The organism is Agromyces mediolanus (assembly GCF_044917495.1).
Lineage (GTDB): Bacteria > Actinomycetota > Actinomycetes > Actinomycetales > Microbacteriaceae > Agromyces > Agromyces mediolanus_B.
The window spans coordinates 20,772-36,953 of record NZ_JAVSSI010000010.1 but is presented as its reverse complement, the minus strand read 5'-3'; the positions used below and the strand labels follow the sequence as shown (position 1 = coordinate 36,953).

The following is a 16,182-nucleotide window of genomic DNA, read 5'->3' as shown; positions in this document are numbered from 1 at the left end:
AGCTGCTTGTTTGCCGAACGAAAGTCTCGTAGGGTGGCGCTGTGACCCCCCTTCCCATCGCCGAGCCGCGCATCGCCGTGCGGCGCAGCACCCTCGCCGACGGCCGCGAACTGCTCTACTTCGACGACGCCGACACGACCCTCCCGCCCGGCCGGGCGATCGACGAGCGCGAGCTCGCCCCGCGCCCGCCCACCGCCGAGATGCGCCAGGACCCGCTGAGCGGCGAGTGGGTCTCGATCGCCGCGGCGCGCCAGCACCGGGTCGTGCTGCCGCCCGCCGAGCTCGATCCCCTCGCCCCGCAGACCCCGGGGAACCCCTCCGAGATCCCGAGCCGCTACGACGTCGCGGTCTTCGAGAACCGCTCCCCGTCGTTCGGACCGGCGCTCGCCGGTCCCGACGTCGACCCGGCCGCCGCCCTCGCCGCCACCCGGGACGTCGGCATCGAACGCACCCTGCCCTCGCTCGGCCGTTGCGAGGTCGTCTGCTTCAGCCCCGAGCACGAGGGCTCCTTCGGCACGCAGACCGTCTCCCGCGCCCGCACGGTGATCGAGGCCTGGGCGCACCGCACCGCCGAGTTGTCGGCCCTGCCCGGCGTGCAGCAGGTGTTCCCCTTCGAGAACCGCGGCGAGGCGATCGGCGTGACGCTCGGGCATCCGCACGGCCAGATCTACGCCTACCCGTACGTGACCCCGCGCACCCAGCGACTGCTCGACGCCATCGCGAGCGCCGGCCCCGGCCACCTGGCCGACGTCGTCGCGCGCGAGCTGGACGGGCCGCGCGTCGTCCTCCGCGGCGCGCACTGGAGCGCCTACGTGCCGTTCGCCGCGCGCTGGCCGATCGAGGTGCACCTCGTGCCGCACCGGCACGTGCCCGACCTCGCCGAGACCTCCCTCGCCGAGCGCGACGAGCTGGCCGTGCTCTACCGCCGGCTCCTGCGCGGCGTCGACGCCCGCTACGAGACACCGACCCCGTACATCGCCGCCTGGCACCAGGCGCCCGTGCACGAGCACCGCGACGAGGTGCGGCTGACGCTCCAGCTCACGAGCCCGCGCCGCGCGGCCGACAAGCTGAAGTTCCTCGCCGGCTCGGAGGCGGCGATGGGAGCATGGATCGGCGACGTGCCGCCGGAGGCGCAGGCGGAGGCCCTGCGCGCCGCGATCGAGGGAGTGGATGCATGACCGGGACCGATCTCGCCGAGCGCGCCGCCGCCAGACTGAAGGACCGCTCCGGCCGGCTGCCGGCCGGCGTCTGGAGCGCGCCGGGCCGCGCGAACCTCATCGGCGAGCACACCGACTACAACGACGGCTTCGTGTTCCCCTTCGCGATCGACCGGCGCACCGCGGTCGCGCTCGGCGACCGCGACGACCGCGTCGTGCGGGTGTCGAGCGCGTTCGCCCCGGACCCGGTCGCGGTGCACCTCGACGAGCTCGACCCCGACGCGATCGGCGGCTGGTCCGCGTATCCGCTCGGTGTGGTGTGGGCGCTCCGCGAGTTCGGCGCCGACCTCGCGCACGCGCGGGGCGTCGACCTGCACCTCGAGTCGGAGGTGCCGGTCGGGGCCGGCCTCAGCTCCTCCGCCGCGATCGAGTGCGCGGTCGCGCTCGCCCTGAGCGAGCACTGGGGGCTCGGCTTCGACCGCCCCACGCTCGCGAAGGTCGGCCGGCTCGCGGAGAACCGGGTGGTCGGCGCACCGACCGGCATCCTCGACCAGTCCGCCTCGCTCCTCGCGGAGGCCGACGCGGGGGTCTTCCTCGACTGCCGCAGCCTCGACGCCGAGGTCGTGCCGCTCCACTTCGCCGCCGCCGGGCTCGCCGTGCTCGTCGTCGACACCCGGGTCGAGCACGCGCACGCGACCGGCGGCTACGCGGCCCGGCGCGCCTCCTGCGAGGCCGGAGCCCGCGCCCTCGGGGTGCCCACGCTGCGGGAGCTCGGCCCGGGCGAGCTGGACCGGGCGCGCGCGATCCTCGACGACGAGACCTTCCGCCGGGTGCGGCACGTCGTGACCGAGAACCAGCGGGTGCTCGACGTCGTCCGCGCCCTGCACGAGGGCGGACCGGCCACGATCGGCGGGCTCCTCGACGCCTCGCACGCCTCGATGCGCGACGACTTCGAGATCTCGACGCCCGAGCTCGATCTCGCGGTGGAGACGGCCAGGGCGGCCGGCGCGATCGGCGCGCGGATGACGGGCGGCGGCTTCGGCGGCTCGGCGATCGCGCTCGTGCCCCTCGCCTCGGTCGACGCCGCGGCCGGCGCGGTGCGCGGGGCGTTCGCCGCCGCCGGGTTCGGGGAACCCGGCGTCTTCACCGTGGTGCCCTCCCCGGGCGCTCGGCGCGACCGCTAGCCGGAAGACCGGGCACGACCCCGCGCGACCGCCGGGGCCGCGGGGCCCGGCGCGGCCGCTCGGCGGATGACCCGGCGCGACCGGTGGCTCAGCCCGCGGTCGGCTCGACGGCGTGCGGGGTGCCGCCCGTGATCCGCACGAGCTCGTCGAACGTCGTCGGGAAGACGGTCTTCGCGTGACCGGCGGCCGCCCACACCTCCGGGTACTCCGCGAGGTGCACGTCGACGACCGTGCGCACCGGCGCCGGGTGCCCGACCGGGGCGACCCCGCCGATCACCTGCCCGGTGGCCTCCTTCACCGTCTCCTTCGAGGCGCGCCGGATGGTGCCGCCGAGCGCCTCGCCGAGCCACTCGGTGTCGACGCGGTGCGCCCCCGAGGTGAGCACCAGGATGGGCTCCTCGTCGATCGTGAAGACGAGCGAGTTGGCGATCTGGCCCACCTCGATGCCGAGGGCGTCGGCGGCGAGCTGGGCGGTGGTGACGGCGTCGTCGAACCACTGGATGCGCGGCTCGACGCCCTGGGCGGCGAGCGCGGCGGCGACGCGGTCGACGGCGGGATGCGTGGGGTCGGTCATGGCACGATCCTACGGACGCCGGACATCCCGTGGACACCCGGGTGCACTAAGGTGCGAGCGTGACCGCCCCAGCCCCACTCGCCCGCCGGCTCGGCCTCCGCGACGCGGTCGTGATCGGGCTCGCCTCGATGATCGGCGCCGGCGTCTTCGCCGTCTGGGGGCCGGCCGCCCGCGCCGGCGGCGACTGGCTCCTCCTCGGGCTCGCGCTCGCGGCATTCGTCGCCTACGCGAACGCGACTTCCACGGGGCGGCTCGCCGCCCGCTACCCGGAGTCGGGCGGCGCCTACCGCTTCGGGCGGGAGGAGCTCGGCGCCTGGCCGGGCTTCCTCGCGGGCTGGGGCTTCGTCGTCGGCAAGACCGCGAGCTGCGCGGCGATGGCCATGACCGCCGCGGCGTACCTCGTGCCGCTCGACTGGCAGAAGCCGGCGGCGATCGGCGCGGTCGTGGTCCTCTCGGCGCTCAACCTGCTCGGCATCACCCGCACCGCGCGGGCGGCGACGGTGATCGTCGCGGCCGTGCTCCTCGTGCTCGGCGTCGTCGTTGCCGCGGGCCTCGCCGGACTCGTCGCCGGCGACGCCGCGCCGCTCGCCGCCGCGCCCGCCGGGCCGTACGGGGTCCTGCAGTCGGCGGGGCTGCTGTTCTTCGCCTTCGCCGGCTACGCCAGGATCGCGACCCTCGGCGAGGAGGTGCGCGCCCCGGCGCGGACCATCCCCCGCGCCATCGCGATCGCGCTCGGCCTCGTCGTCGTGCTCTACGCACTGCTCGCGCTCGTGCTGCTGCAGGTGCTCGGCGCGGGCGGACTGGCCGCGGGCGACGCCGCTCCGCTCGCGGCGCTCGTCGTGGCGGGCGGCTGGGAGTGGGCGGCGCCCGTCGTCGGGGTGGGGGCCGGACTCGCCGCCCTCGGCGCCCTGCTCGCCCTCATCGCGGGAATCGGCCGCACGGCGCTCGCGATGGCCCGCGACGGCGAGCTGCCGCGCCGGCTCGCAGCGGTGCACCCGCGGACGCAGGTGCCGTACCTCGCGGAGCTCGTCGTCGCCGCCGCGATCGTCGTCGTCCTGCTCCTCGCGGACCTCCGCGAGGCCATCGGCTTCAGCTCCTTCGGCGTGCTCGTCTACTACCTCGTCGCGAACCTCGCCGCGCTGCGGCTCGACGCCGCCCCCTCGGTCACCGCGGGCGCCACCGGCTCCCCGGCCGCCCGCCGAGGCCGCCGCGGGCTCGCGATCGCGGGCGCGATCGGCTGCACCGTGCTCGTCGCCACCCTGCCGCCGCTCGCCGTCGCGGGCGGGGTCGCGGTGTTCGCGCTCGGGGCGCTGGTGCGCGGCATCCGGCTCCGTCTCGCGCGCCCGGCCCCGTAGGATTCGAGCATGCCCGTCGACGCCGCAGCCCACATCCGCCCGCTCGCCGGAATCGGCAGCCCCTCGATCGACGAGACGGCCTTCGTCGCCGCCGGCGCCGTGATCGTCGGCGCCGTGCACCTCGAGGCCGAGTCGAGCGTCTGGTACAACGCGGTGCTCCGCGCCGAGGCCGAGCCGATCGTGCTCGGCGCGCGCGCGAACCTCCAGGACACGGTCGTCTGCCACGTCGACGCCGGCTTCCCGCTCACCGTGGGCGAGGGCGTCTCCGTCGGCCACGGCGCGGTGCTGCACGGCTGCACCATCGAACGCGACAGCCTCATCGGCATGAGCGCGACCGTGCTGAACGGGGCCGTGATCGGCGAAGGTTCGCTCGTCGCCGCCGGCGCCGTCGTGCTCGAGGGCACCGTGGTGCCGCCCGGCTCGCTCGTCGCGGGCGTGCCGGCGAAGGTGCGCCGCGAGCTCAACGAGGCGGAGCGCGCCGGCATCCGCCGGAACGGCGCGGCCTACCTCACGCACCTCGCGGAGCACACGGCGCCGACCGCGTGACCGCCGCGCGGACGCGTCTGACCCGACGCAGCAGCCACCGCGCCGGCAGCGCCACGACCATCGCCACCGCGCCCGCGGGCGTCCGGTCGTAGTCGCCGAGCATCCGCTTCCGCTCGTACGCCCGGCGCAGCGCGCCCCCGACGAGGTTGTGCCGCCGCACCGGCGCCGGGAGCGGTGCGCGCGCCCGCGCGTCGACGAGCCGGGCGAGCTCGGCCTCCCAGTCGTCGTGCTCCTCGCCGTGGAAGTAGTTGTCGCCGAGCCATCCGGGCGCCGGCTCCCGCCACCGCCCGGCGACGAGATCCGCCGCGCCGCCGAACAGCCCGCTGCCCTCGAACACGGTGTTGATCTGCTTCGGCCCGATGCCGAAGTCGTCGAGGAGGAGCACCGGGACGCCGACCGCGATGGCTTCGAGCACGGCCGTGGAGCTCACGGTCACGAGGGCCGCCGCCGACTCGAGGTGGCCGGCCATCGGGCCGTCGCGGACGACGAGGTTCGCCGGCAGCTCGCCCCCGGTCATCGCCAGGAGCTCCGGAGGCGGGGCGGCGACGAGCTCGCCGAGGTCGAACTCCTCCGCGTGCGTCTGCGCCTCCCCCGGCCGCGCCCGCACCTTCAGCACGACGCGGTGGTCGGGGTGGGCGCGCGCCGCCCGCGCGAGCATGCCGAGGAGTCGCACCCGATCCTCGAACCCGGCCGGCACCTTCGCCTGCGCGGCGAAGACGAGCTCGTCGCGCTCCGGTCCGACCCAGGCGCTCGGCGGCACGGCCGCGAGGAAGGGCAGCGTCGCGAGGCCGAAGCGCACGCCGACGTCGAGCGCCGCCGCGTTCGCCCGGAACTCCCGCACCTCGCGGCGGCTGTGCAGCACGACGAGGTCGACGAGCTCTCGGTAGACGACCGCCTTCGGCTCCGCCGGGATGGTGAGCCCCGGGAACCCGGAGACGAGCACGGGGCGGTTCGGGAGGCCGGCGATGCGGCCCGCGACGACCCGCACGAGGGGCCCGCGGAGGGCCAGCAGCACCGCGTCGGGCGGGTCGGCCGCGAGCTCGGCGAGGAGCGCGTCGAGCTCGATGGTGCGCACCTCCGCGGGGACGAATCCGGAGCCGGCGAGTGCGGCGTCGAGCTGGCGGGCGCTCGGCAGCACTGGCGAGGCGAGCAGCGCGAACTCCGTGTCCCAGGCTCCGGCGACGCGGCCGGCGAGGGCCGCGCCCCACTTCGCGTAGGAGTCGCTGTCGGCGACGACGAGCAGCCGGCGCCCGGGCGCCGTCCCCTCGTCGCGGCTCACACGAGCACCCGGCGCAGCTTCGCCTTCGGCGCCTCCTCGCCGGGGAAGACGCGCTTCACGCCGTCGCCCATCGCGGTCTCGATGATGCGGATGTCTCGGACGAGGTGCTCGAGCCCCTGCGGCTCGAGCGACGCCGCGTGGTCGCTGCCCCACATCGCTCGGTCGAGCGTGATGTGCCGCTCGACGGCGACCGCGCCGAGCGCGACCGCGGCGAGCGAGATCTGCAGACCTCGCTCGTGCCCCGAGTAGCCGACCGGCACCGGGTAGCGCAGCGCGAGCGTGTCGATCGTGCGGAGGTTCGCCTCCTCCGCGGGCATCGGGTAGCTCGAGGTGGCGTGCAGGAGCAGCAGCTGCGAGGTGCCGAGCGTCACGACGGCCCGGTCGATCTCCTCCAGCGTCGACATGCCGGTCGAGAGGATGACGGGCTTGCCGGTCGCGGCGATCGCGCGGAGCAGCGGCAGGTCGGTCACGGATGCCGAGGCGACCTTGTAGGCGGCGACGTCGAGCTCCTCGAGGAACGCGACCGAGGGCTCGTCCCACGGCGAGGCGAACCAGTCGAGCCCGCGGAGGTCCGCGTAGCGGGCGATCTCGAGGTAGTCGTCGCGCGACAGCTCGACCCGGCGCCGGTAGTCGAGGTAGCTCATGGTGCCCCACGGCGTCTCCCGCGGCACGTCCTTCATGTGCTCGGGCGTCGCGAGCTCCGGTGTGCGCTTCTGGAACTTCACGGCCTGGCAGCCGGCCTCGGCGGCCACGTCGATGAGGCGCTTGGCGAGATCGAGCTCGCCGTTGTGGTTCAGGCCGATCTCGGCGATGACGTAGACGGGCAGGCCGCTGCCGACCTCGTGACGACCGATGCGCACGCTCATGCCGGGACTCCTTCGGTGACGGTGACGGTGACGGGCTTGGCCTCGGCGGCCGCCGCGTCGGGCGGGATGGACGGGGTGGGCGGGGCGGCGGGGGCGTCGGCGGCCGCCCCCACGGCCGCGCGCCCAGCCAGGACGGCGTCGGCCAGCTCGCGGACCGCGCCGTCACCACCCCGCCGGCTGAGGACGAGGCGCGCCCGGCGGCGCACCTCGGGGATGGCGTCGGCGACCGCGACCGGCCAGCCGGCGAGGGCGAGGGCCGGCAGATCGCCGAGGTCGTTGCCGAGGTAGGCGATGCGGTCGAGGCGGATGCCGCGGCGCTCCGCCCAGTCGGCGAGCGCGGCGCCCTTGTCGGCGATGCCCTGGAGCACCTCGACGCCGAGCTTCGCGGCGCGGGCGCCGACCACGGGGTGCCGCTCGGCGGAGAGGATGAGCACCGGGATGCCGGCCGCCCGGAGCCGGGCGACGCCGGCCCCGTCGCGGCGGCTCACCCGCACGAGCTCGACCCCGTCGTCGCCGACGATCGCGGTGTCGTCGGTGTGCACGCCGTCGAAGTCGGTGACGACCGCGTCGACGTCGAGGAGGGGCTGCCAGGCCCGGCCGTCGAGGGTCGGCGCGAGCGCCTCGGCGATGGCGAGGTCGGCGGGCCGGTCGATCTCGAGCGCGTGCGCCTCGGGGACGAGCTGCACCTCGACGCGGCCGAAGAAGCGGTGGCCGGCCTCGCGGAAGCCGTCGACCCGCAGCACGTAGAACGCCCCCGTCTCGCGGTACTCGGGCTCGCGGTCCTGTCGGCGGGGCCGGTGGGCGGCGTCGTGGTTCACGCCCGTCGTGCCGGCCGAGGCATCCCGCCGCCAGAGGAAGGCGTGGCTCTCCACCGCGGAGAAGACGACGTCCGCCTCCCCGTCGAGGACGCGGGCGACGGCGAGGTCGAGGTCGCGCGGGTCGATGAACGGCGAGGTCGCCTGGAGGAAGACGAGCACCTCGGGGTCGCTGCCGGCGAGGGCGAGCTGCTCGAGGGCGTGGAGGAGGGCGCTCTCGGAGCTCGCGGCGTCGCCGGAGAGCTCGATCGGCCGGGCGATGATCTCGGCTCCGGCGTCGCGGGCCGCCTCGGCGATCGCCTCGTCGTCGCTCGTCACCGCGACGCGGTCGATGCGTGCGGCCGCGCGGGCGGCGCGCACGGCGCGGGCGATGAGCGGGATGCCGCCGACGGGCGCGAGGTTCTTGCCCGGGACCCCCTTGGAACCCCCGCGCGCCGGCACGACGGCGACGACCGGCTGGCGGCCGGCGGGGTCGTCGGGGTGGCTGCGCTCGGGGTCCATGGGGCGACCGTACGTCGCCGTCGTGGCGCAGGGGTGGCCGCCGGGTGAACACTCCGCGCCGGTGGCCCGCTGAGGTCGTGGTTCGCTGAGCCCGTCGAAGCGGGCCGCCGCCCTCAGCCCGTCGGCAGGCTCCGCTCGACCGCGTCGAGCACGGCGTCGTACACCTCGTCCCAGGAGGTGCCGTGGCCGGCCATGCCGGTGAGCTCGAGGCTCACGGCGCCGTGCACCTGCGCCCAGACGGCGACGACGCTCACGCCGACGTCGGCGGCGCCGCGCGCGGCGATCGCCGCCTGGAGCGGTGCGAGGGAGGCGGATGCCGAGGCGGGGTCGGGCTCGCAGTCGGCCACGGCCTCGAGCGCCCCGCCGAACATCAGCCGGTAGAGGGCGGGGTGGGCGAGCGCCCAGTCGCGGTAGGCCACACCGAGCGCCCGGAGCCCGGCCGGAGCGGCCGCGTGCTGGGCGGCGCCGAACGAGGCGAAGCCGTGCTCGATGACGGCGGCGAGGAGTTCGCCCTTGCCGCCGAAGAGGGCGTAGACCGCGGAGGTGGAGGTGCCGGCGGCGCTCGCGATGTCGCGGAGCGCGGCGCGCGAGGCGCCGTCCCGCGCGACGATCTCGGCCGTCACGTCGAGCAGCCGCCCGCGGAGCGCCTCGTCGTACACGGGGGGTCTTGCCATGCCGCCAGTCTAGTCATAACATCGTTTCGTAACGACGTTATGGAGTAGACGATGACACGAACGGTGTTCCCCGGGCGCTACACGGCCGCGCCCGAGCGGGAGACGATCACGGTCTTCCTCATCGGCATGCGGGCGAACCGCTGGTGGCGCTTCGCGCGGGTCCAGCGCGTCGCGAAGCAGATGCCCCGCATGCTCCGGCACCTCGCGACGCACCCGGAGTCGGGCATGCTCGGCTTCGAGAGCTGGGTGGGCCGCACGACGATCCTGCTGTCGTACTGGGAGAGCCCCGAGCACCTGCAGCGCTTCGCCGCCGACCGCGACGCCCCGCACCTCGAGCCCTGGCGCGAGTTCATGCGCACCGCGCTCGGCACCGGCCACGTCGGCGTCTGGCACGAGACCTACGAGGTGCCCGTCGCGGACGCCGAGGCCGTCTACGCCGACATGCCCGCGTTCGGGCTCGCGAAGGCGACCGTGCACGTGCCCGTCGGCCCCGGGCAGAACACCGCCAGGCAGCGGCTCGGCCGGAACGGGCAGCGCGCGGCCTGACGCCGTGGGCGCTTCGACGGGCTCAGCGAACCACGACGCCCGCCAGGTTCGGTGAACCACGACGCCCGACGGGCTCGGCGAACCACGACGCCCGACGGGCTCGGCGAACCACGACGCCCGACGGGCTCGGCGGACGACGGATGCCCCGGGGCGCACGGCCCCGGGGCATCCTCGTCGTTCCCGCCTCAGCCGGCGATTCGCAGCTCCGCCGCCTTCACGACGTTCGCGAGCAGCATGGCCCGGGTCATCGGACCGACCCCGCCGGGGTTCGGCGACAGGTGCCCGGCGACCTCGGCCACGGCCGGGTCGACGTCGCCCGTGAGCCGGCCCTTGCCGGTCTCCTCGTCCTGCACCCGCGTGATGCCGACGTCGAGCACGGCGGCGCCGGGCTTGATCCAGTCCGGCTGCACGAGGTGGGGCACGCCCACCGCCGCGACGACGATGTCGGCGCGGCGCACCTCGGCGGCGAGATCGGCCGTACGCGAGTGCGTCAGCGTCACCGTGGCGTCGAGGCCCTTGCGCGTGAACAGCAGCCCGAGCGGCCGGCCGACCGTGAGCCCGCGGCCGATCACGGTCACGTGGCGCCCGCGGATCGGCACCTCGTACCGGTGCAGCAGCTCGACGATGCCGGCCGGCGTGCACGGCAGGGGCGAGGCGAGCTCGCCCTCGATGCCGAGCACGAGCCGCCCGAGGTTCGTCGGGTGCAGGCCGTCGGCGTCCTTCGACGGGTCGATCGCCTCGAGCGCGGCGTGCTCGTCGAGGCCTGCCGGCAGCGGCAGCTGCACGATGTAGCCGGTCACCTCGGGAGCGTGGTTCAGCTCCCGGATGGCCGCCAGCACGTCGGCCTGCGACGCGGAGGCCGGCAGCTCGACGCGGATCGACTCGATGCCGACCTCGGCGCAGTCCCGGTGCTTGCCGGCGACGTACGAGCGCGAGCCCGGGTCGTCGCCGACGAGCAGCGTGCCGAGTCCGGGCACGATCCCGTGGCTGCGCAGGCTCGCGATGCGGCCGGCGAGCTCCTGCTTCACGGCCGTCGCGGTCGCGACGCCGTCGAGGGTGATGGCGGTCATCCCGTGCCCCGTTACTGCTGGAGGCCGGGGTACAGCGGGAACGCGGCGGTGAGCTTCTGCACCCGCTCGCGCAGCGCGGCGACGTCCGCGCCGCCCATCAGCACCTCGGCGATGACGTCGGCGACCTCGGTGAACTCGGCGTCGCCGAAGCCGCGGGTGGCGAGCGCGGGCGTGCCGATGCGCAGGCCCGAGGTGACCATCGGCGGGCGCGGGTCGAACGGCACGGCGTTGCGATTCACCGTGATGAGCGCCTCGTGCAGCAGGTCCTCCGCCTCCTGGCCGTTGATCTTCGAGTTGCGGAGGTCGGCGAGCACGAGGTGCACGTCGGTGCCGCCCGTGAGGACATCGATGCCGGCCGCGCGCGAGTCGTCGGCCGTGAGCCGGTCGGCGAGGATCGCGGCGCCGCGGAGCGTGCGCTCCTGGCGGTCCTTGAACTCCTCGGATGCCGCGATCTTGAACGCCGTCGCCTTGGCGGCGATGACGTGCATGAGCGGGCCGCCCTGCTGGCCGGGGAACACGTTCGAGTTCAGCTTCTTCGCGAGCTCCGTGTCGCGGGAGAGGATGAAGCCCGAGCGCGGGCCGCCGATCGTCTTGTGCACCGTCGAGGAGACGACGTCGGCGTAGGGCACGGGCGAGGGGTGCAGCCCCGCGGCGACGAGGCCCGCGAAGTGCGCCATGTCGACCCAGAGCTTCGCGCCGACCTCGTCGGCGATCTCGCGGAACGCGGCGAAGTCGAGGTGGCGGGGGTACGCCGACCAGCCGGCGATGATGACCTGCGGCTTGTGCTCGAGGGCCTTCTCGCGGACGACGTTCAGGTCGACGCGGAAGGTCTCGGGGTCGACGCCGTAGGAGACGGCGTTGTAGAGCTTGCCCGAGAAGTTCAGCTTCATGCCGTGCGTGAGGTGGCCGCCGTGGGCGAGCTCGAGGCCGAGGATGGTGTCGCCGGGGGTCGCGATCGCGCCGAGGACCGCGGCGTTCGCGCTCGCGCCCGAGTGCGGCTGGACGTTCGCGTACTCGGCGCCGAAGAGGCTCTTCGCGCGCTCGATCGCGAGCGACTCGGCGATGTCGACGAACTCGCAGCCGCCGTAGTAGCGGCGGCCGGGGTAGCCCTCGGCGTACTTGTTCGTGAGCACGGAGCCCTGGGACTGCAGCACCGAGACCGGCACGAAGTTCTCGCTCGCGATCATCTCGAGGTAGTCGCGCTGGCGACCGAGCTCGAGCTCGAGCACCTCGGCGATCTCGGGATCGACCTCGGACAGCGGGGCGTTGAAGACGGATTCGGCCAAGACTGGCTCCTTCATGACAGGTACGGACCAAACGAGGGTGCTGCCTCGCGCGACTCGCGCCACGAGGCATCCGTACCGGCCCAGGCGTGCGGTCGATGCGTGCCAGTCGCTCCCCGATGGTGACCATCTCAACGCCAGTCGCGACGGAGCAAGCATAGCAACGGATGGCTCGTCGCTGTGGGTGTTGCTCCGGGCGTCGTCGTGGCAGGATGGATGCCGGGAGTAAAGATCCCTCACAAATGGCCGGTGCGTGCCGGCCGCTCGACGACGAGGACCCGCGCATGAGCATCGCCGCCCGCACCGCACGCCTCGTCGCCGCCGCCCTGACCATCGCGCTCGGATCGGCCGCCCTGGCCGGCTGCGCGCCGCAGCCGAACGGAGCCGACGTGCCCCGCATCATCCCCGCCCCCGCCTCCGTCGCGGAGCTCGACGCCGCCCCGTTCCGGCTCGACGGGACGAGTCGCGTGCTCGTGGCCGGCGACGCAGGCAGCGCCCCCGAGCTGCTCGCCGCGCAGCTGCGCCTCGCGACCGGCGCCGAGGTGCCCGTCGTCGCGGGCCCCGCCGACGGGGCCGGCCCGGCGGACGTCGTGATCGTCGTCGACGCGGATGCCGAGGCAGCCGACCCCGCCCCGGCCGGTTCCCCGGCCGGTTCCCCGGCCGACGCCCGGGCCGCCGCGCCGGCCGACGAGCGGTACACCCTCACCACCGGCGCCGACGGCGCCCGGATCGAGGCGGCGAGCGCGGCCGGCGCGTTCTGGGCGACCCGGAGCCTGTTGCAGCTCCTGCCGCCCGGCGTCCTCGCCCCGGAGCCGGCGGAGGCCCCGGAGGCGGGCTGGACCGCCCCGGCGGTGCGCGTCGACGACGTCCCGCGCTTCGCCTACCGGGGCGCCATGCTCGACGTCGCGCGCCACTTCCTGCCCGTCGCCGACGTCGAGCGCTACGTCGACCAGCTCGCGATGCTGAAGCTCAACGTGCTGCACCTGCACCTCACGGACGATCAGGGCTGGCGGCTGCGGATCGACTCCTGGCCCGAACTCACCGGCATCGGCGCCGCCACCTCGACGGGCGGAGACGGCGGCGGATTCTACACGAAGGACGACTACCGCCGACTCGTCGCCTACGCCGCCGAGCGCCACGTGACCGTCGTCCCCGAGTTCGACCTGCCGGGGCACACGAACGCCGCCCTCAGCGCCTACCCCGAGCTGAACTGCGACGGCGTGGCCCCCGCACCGTACGAGGGCACCGAGGTCGGCTTCTCCTCGCTCTGCGCCTCCCCCGAGCGCGCCGAGGCCACCGATCGCTTCCTCGCCGACGTCACGCGCGAGCTCGCCGAGCTCACCCCCGGCCCCTGGATCCACCTCGGCGGCGACGAGTCGCTCGCGACGAGCGAGGCCGACTACCTCGACCTCGTGCGGCGGATGACGCGGGCGGGCGCCGCGACCGGCAAGACGATCATCGGCTGGCACGAGCTCGGCGCCTCGCCCGAGCTGCCGCCCGGCACCATCGGGCAGTACTGGGACTACGTGACCCCGCGGGAGGAGACCGGCTCGGCGGCCGACGTGCGGTCCTTCCTCGCGCAGGGCGGGCGCATCGTCTTCTCCCCCGCCGATGCCGCCTACCTCGACATGGTCTACCCCGACGGGCCGAGCTTCGAGGGCCGCGAGCTCGGCCAGGACTGGGCCGACGGCGCGACGTCCATCTCGGAGGCGTACGCCTGGGATCCGGCGGCGATCGTCCCGGGCGTCGGCGACGCCGACATCCTCGGCGTCGAGGCGCCCATCTGGACCGAGACGATGCGCACCCTCCCGGAAGTCGAGTTCATGGCCTTCCCCCGCATCCTCGCGATCGCCGAGATCGCCTGGTCCCCCAAGGCGCCCGACGGCCGCGACGAGGCCGCCTTCCTCGCGGGGGTCGCCCGCTACGGCGAGCGGCTCGACGCGATGGGCGTCGCCTACCACCGCGTCCCGGAGGTCGCCTGGCGCGATTGACGCGGGGCGCGGCGCGGCCCCCGTGCCCGGCCCCGGCCTGCCCTGCCCCGCCCTCCCTTGCCCCGCGGGAGGAGAACTGCACCGCCGGAGGTGCCGTCGAGGCATCCTCTCGTCCGCGCCGTCGCATCTCCTCCCCCGAGGCACCGACGAAACCGTGGAGCCCGCTCCTCCACTGCCCTGCCCTGCCCTGCCCGCCCTGCCCCTGCTCTGCCCCGCGGGAGGAGAACTGCACCGCCGGAGGTGCCGTCGAGGCATCCGGCCCTCCGCGCCTTCGCACCTCCTCCCCCGAGGCACCGTCGACACCGTGGAGCCTGCTCCTCCACAGCCGGCCCGTGCGAAGCCCGATCCCCCGATCTCCCGAGCGGCCCCGTTCTCGGGCCCGCCGCCCGGGATGCTCGATGGATGGACCTCGCCGACTGGCTCCGCAGCAACGACGGCATCGCGCACCGCAGGCGGGTGGATGCCGCCGGCTTCACCCGCACCGCGATCACCCGGGCGATCGATTCCGGCCGGATCGTCCGGATCCGGTCGCGCTGGCTGGCGACCCCGGACGCCGCACACTCCCGCAAGGCCGACGCCGCTCGAGCGGGCGGCCGGTTGAGCTGCGCCAGCGCGGCGCAGGAGCTCGGCCTCTGGGCGTTCCCCGATCCGCGCCTGCATCTCGCGGTGCCCCCGCACTCGGGCCGGAGCAGTCCCGCGGCCACCCGGCACTGGAGCCTCGGGCCCCTCGCCGCTCACCCGCACGAGCTCGTCGAGCCGCCCGAGAACGTGCTCGTGCACGCCGCGGAATGCCTGCCGAGCGAGCAGTCGTTGGTGATCTGGGAGTCCGCCGTACGCACGGGCCTCGTGAACCTCGCGGCGATGGCCCGGCTTCCGATCCGCTCACGACGCGCGACGGCCCTGCTCGAGACGTGCTCGGAGCTCTCCGATTCCGGGCTCGAGAGCCTGTTCGTCGCGCGCCTCCGGAACGGGGGCATCCGCGTTCGCCAGCAGGTGCCGGTGCTCGGGCACCGGGTCGATGCACTCATCGGCGATCGGCTCGTCTGCCAGCTCGACGGCTTCGCCCATCATTCCGGCGCGGCCGACCGGCGTCGCGACCTCGACCACGACCGCCGCTTGACGCTCGCGGGCTACACCGTCCTGCGCTTCGACTACGCGCGGATCATGTTCGAGTGGCCCCTCGTCGAGCAGCAGGTCCGGCTGGCGCTCGCGCAGACGACGGCGGGCCGATGAGCCGGCGGCGGGGCAACGACGGGAGGAGAACGCCGCGGAGGGAGGATGAATCGGGGCGATTCGTCCTCCCTCCGTGCGAATATCCTCCGCGCGCGAGCGGCTGGCCGGGGGCCAAGGGCCTGGGGCCCCCGGGCCAGGCCAGGGGCTGGGCCAGGCCAGGGGCCCGGCCGGGGCTACTTCACGCTGCCGGCGGTGAGGCCCCCGACGAGGCGCTTCTCGATCAGCATGAACAGGATGACGACCGGCACGATCGCGACGATCGAGACGCCGAACACGTACTGCCAGCTCGTCTCGTACTGCCCGACGAACTTCGTGAGCGCGACCGAGAGCGGCTGGTTGCCCGCGGTCGAGAGGATCACGAGCGAGGCCGCGAACTCGTTCCAGCAGGCGACGAAGGTGAACACGATCGCCGTGACGATGCCCGGCCAGACGAGCGGCAGGTTGATCCGGAACAGCACGGTGAGCCGGCCGGCGCCGTCGATCTGGGCCGCCTCGTCGACCTCCTTCGGGATGCCCGCGAAGAAGGAGTGCATGATCCACACCGCGAACGACAGGTTGAACGCCGCGTTGATGAAGATCATCGCCGCCCAGGTGTCGATCAGCCCGAGCGTCGCGAACTGACGGAACAGACCCGAGGTGAGCACCGCGGGCTGCAGCATCTGCGTGACGATCACGAGGAAGAGGAACACCATCCGCCCCGGGAAGCGGAACCGTGCCGTGTAGTAGGCGGCCGGCAGCGCCACGAGCAGCACGAGGAGCGTCGCGAACACGGCGATCACGATGGTCGAGATCAGGTTCTGCGGCAGCGGGGTCTCCGGGGTCGACCACATGTTGATGTAGTTCTCCCAGTGCCACTCCGTTGGGAAGTAGGTGGGGTCGACCGAGCGGATCTGCGCCTTCGTCTTCACCGAGCCGAAGAACATGATCGTGTACGGGAGGATGAAGATCGCGAGCACGACGAGGCCGGCGAGCATGCGCAGCAGCACGCGCCCCATCGGCACCTGGTCCTCGGTGTAGCGGCGCTTGCGCGCGGGCCCCCGGTCGCGGCCGCCGCTCGAGCGCTCGGCGTCGACGGACAGCATCGCGCGGGTTTCGGTGACGGTCATCG

15 protein-coding genes and 1 riboswitch are annotated in these 16,182 nt (G+C 74.6%); of the genes, 7 read left to right on the top strand and 8 right to left on the bottom strand.

All coding sequences use genetic code 11. The features are described 5' to 3' along the window. The first annotated feature begins 41 nt into the window (after window positions 1–41). Window positions 42–1,178, top strand: coding sequence for a galactose-1-phosphate uridylyltransferase (galT, locus tag ROT00_RS14215; RefSeq protein ID WP_404775685.1), 1,137 nt, complete (start codon window positions 42–44; stop codon window positions 1,176–1,178). Further along, window positions 1,175–2,341 carry a galactokinase gene (galK, locus tag ROT00_RS14210; protein WP_404775684.1) on the top strand — a complete coding sequence of 389 codons (1,167 nt, stop codon included), beginning with the start codon at window positions 1,175–1,177 and terminating at the stop codon, window positions 2,339–2,341. Before galT ends, galK begins: the two co-directional genes overlap by 4 nt. Window positions 2,342–2,429: 88 nt before the next feature. On the opposite strand, the gene ROT00_RS14205 is transcribed toward galK, so the two are convergent. Then, complete coding sequence (locus ROT00_RS14205) at window positions 2,430–2,915, bottom strand: YbaK/EbsC family protein (protein WP_404775683.1); 486 nt, start codon at window positions 2,913–2,915, stop codon at window positions 2,430–2,432. A 59-nt stretch (window positions 2,916–2,974) separates the two neighbouring features. On the opposite strand from ROT00_RS14205, the gene ROT00_RS14200 reads away from it, so the two are divergent. Further along, window positions 2,975–4,270 carry an APC family permease gene (locus tag ROT00_RS14200; RefSeq protein ID WP_404775682.1) on the top strand — a complete coding sequence of 432 codons (1,296 nt, stop codon included), beginning with the start codon at window positions 2,975–2,977 and terminating at the stop codon, window positions 4,268–4,270. 9 nt (window positions 4,271–4,279) lie between these two features. Then, the gene (locus ROT00_RS14195; protein ID WP_404775681.1) at window positions 4,280–4,816 is read left to right on the top strand and encodes a gamma carbonic anhydrase family protein; all 537 of its coding nucleotides are present in this window, start codon (window positions 4,280–4,282) and stop codon (window positions 4,814–4,816) included. On the opposite strand, the gene ROT00_RS14190 is transcribed toward ROT00_RS14195, so the two are convergent. The 4 genes from ROT00_RS14190 to ROT00_RS14175 form a co-directional block, all read right to left on the bottom strand. Then, entirely contained in the window at window positions 4,779–6,095 is a 1,317-nt protein-coding gene (locus ROT00_RS14190) for a DUF6716 putative glycosyltransferase (protein ID WP_404775680.1), read from the bottom strand. The two genes, ROT00_RS14195 and ROT00_RS14190, sit on opposite strands and share 38 nt — an antisense overlap. Then, window positions 6,092–6,961, bottom strand: a complete 870-nt coding sequence (locus ROT00_RS14185; protein WP_404775679.1) for an N-acetylneuraminate synthase family protein — start codon at window positions 6,959–6,961, stop codon at window positions 6,092–6,094. Before ROT00_RS14185 ends, ROT00_RS14190 begins: the two co-directional genes overlap by 4 nt. After that, a complete protein-coding gene (locus ROT00_RS14180) occupies window positions 6,958–8,277 on the bottom strand; it encodes a cytidylyltransferase domain-containing protein (RefSeq protein WP_404775678.1) in 1,320 nt (439 codons plus the stop codon). The genes ROT00_RS14185 and ROT00_RS14180 overlap by 4 nt, the downstream gene beginning before the upstream one ends. A gap of 113 nt (window positions 8,278–8,390) precedes the next feature. Next, complete coding sequence (locus tag ROT00_RS14175; protein WP_404775677.1) at window positions 8,391–8,951, bottom strand: TetR/AcrR family transcriptional regulator; 561 nt, start codon at window positions 8,949–8,951, stop codon at window positions 8,391–8,393. Window positions 8,952–9,002: 51 nt separating this feature from the next. Between ROT00_RS14175 and ROT00_RS14170 the strand changes: the two genes are divergently transcribed. Then, window positions 9,003–9,497, top strand: coding sequence for a DUF4188 domain-containing protein (locus ROT00_RS14170; RefSeq protein ID WP_404775676.1), 495 nt, complete (start codon window positions 9,003–9,005; stop codon window positions 9,495–9,497). 185 nt (window positions 9,498–9,682) lie between these two features. On the opposite strand, the gene ROT00_RS14165 is transcribed toward ROT00_RS14170, so the two are convergent. Together ROT00_RS14165 and glyA are read right to left on the bottom strand one after the other, a co-directional pair. Continuing rightward, window positions 9,683–10,567: a bifunctional methylenetetrahydrofolate dehydrogenase/methenyltetrahydrofolate cyclohydrolase gene (locus tag ROT00_RS14165; RefSeq protein WP_404775675.1), complete on the bottom strand. Its 885-nt coding sequence runs from the start codon at window positions 10,565–10,567 to the stop codon at window positions 9,683–9,685. Between the two features lie 11 nt (window positions 10,568–10,578). After that, window positions 10,579–11,868 carry a serine hydroxymethyltransferase gene (gene glyA, locus ROT00_RS14160; protein WP_404775674.1) on the bottom strand — a complete coding sequence of 430 codons (1,290 nt, stop codon included), beginning with the start codon at window positions 11,866–11,868 and terminating at the stop codon, window positions 10,579–10,581. A gap of 56 nt (window positions 11,869–11,924) precedes the next feature. Continuing rightward, window positions 11,925–12,005, bottom strand: a riboswitch (ZMP/ZTP riboswitch). Window positions 12,006–12,134: 129 nt separating this feature from the next. On the opposite strand from glyA, the gene ROT00_RS14155 reads away from it, so the two are divergent. Together ROT00_RS14155 and ROT00_RS14150 are read left to right on the top strand one after the other, a co-directional pair. Further along, a complete protein-coding gene (locus ROT00_RS14155; protein ID WP_404775673.1) occupies window positions 12,135–13,841 on the top strand; it encodes a family 20 glycosylhydrolase in 1,707 nt (568 codons plus the stop codon). Window positions 13,842–14,243: 402 nt separating this feature from the next. Next, window positions 14,244–15,074: a DUF559 domain-containing protein gene (locus ROT00_RS14150; protein WP_404775672.1), complete on the top strand. Its 831-nt coding sequence runs from the start codon at window positions 14,244–14,246 to the stop codon at window positions 15,072–15,074. A 173-nt stretch (window positions 15,075–15,247) separates the two neighbouring features. Here the strand turns inward: ROT00_RS14150 and ROT00_RS14145 are convergent, their stop codons facing one another. Further along, window positions 15,248–16,180, bottom strand: a complete 933-nt coding sequence (locus tag ROT00_RS14145; RefSeq protein ID WP_404775671.1) for a carbohydrate ABC transporter permease — start codon at window positions 16,178–16,180, stop codon at window positions 15,248–15,250. Between the last annotated feature and the right edge of the window lie 2 nt (window positions 16,181–16,182).

Excerpts from the sequence above, each read along its gene's own strand:
- ROT00_RS14155 (WP_404775673.1), top strand. The coding sequence starts at position 12,135 with ATGAGCATCGCCGCCCGCACCGCACGCCTCGTCGCCGCCGCCCTGACC.
- ROT00_RS14175 (WP_404775677.1), bottom strand. The coding sequence starts at position 8,951 with ATGGCAAGACCCCCCGTGTACGACGAGGCGCTCCGCGGGCGGCTGCTC.
- ROT00_RS14205 (WP_404775683.1), bottom strand. The coding sequence starts at position 2,915 with ATGACCGACCCCACGCATCCCGCCGTCGACCGCGTCGCCGCCGCGCTC.
- ROT00_RS14145 (WP_404775671.1), bottom strand. The coding sequence starts at position 16,180 with ATGACCGTCACCGAAACCCGCGCGATGCTGTCCGTCGACGCCGAGCGC.
- glyA (WP_404775674.1), bottom strand. The coding sequence starts at position 11,868 with ATGAAGGAGCCAGTCTTGGCCGAATCCGTCTTCAACGCCCCGCTGTCC.
- galK (WP_404775684.1), top strand. The coding sequence starts at position 1,175 with ATGACCGGGACCGATCTCGCCGAGCGCGCCGCCGCCAGACTGAAGGAC.
- ROT00_RS14170 (WP_404775676.1), top strand. The coding sequence starts at position 9,003 with ATGACACGAACGGTGTTCCCCGGGCGCTACACGGCCGCGCCCGAGCGG.
- ROT00_RS14185 (WP_404775679.1), bottom strand. The coding sequence starts at position 6,961 with ATGAGCGTGCGCATCGGTCGTCACGAGGTCGGCAGCGGCCTGCCCGTC.
- ROT00_RS14180 (WP_404775678.1), bottom strand. The coding sequence starts at position 8,277 with ATGGACCCCGAGCGCAGCCACCCCGACGACCCCGCCGGCCGCCAGCCG.
- ROT00_RS14195 (WP_404775681.1), top strand. The coding sequence starts at position 4,280 with ATGCCCGTCGACGCCGCAGCCCACATCCGCCCGCTCGCCGGAATCGGC.
- ROT00_RS14165 (WP_404775675.1), bottom strand. The coding sequence starts at position 10,567 with ATGACCGCCATCACCCTCGACGGCGTCGCGACCGCGACGGCCGTGAAG.
- ROT00_RS14150 (WP_404775672.1), top strand. The coding sequence starts at position 14,244 with ATGGACCTCGCCGACTGGCTCCGCAGCAACGACGGCATCGCGCACCGC.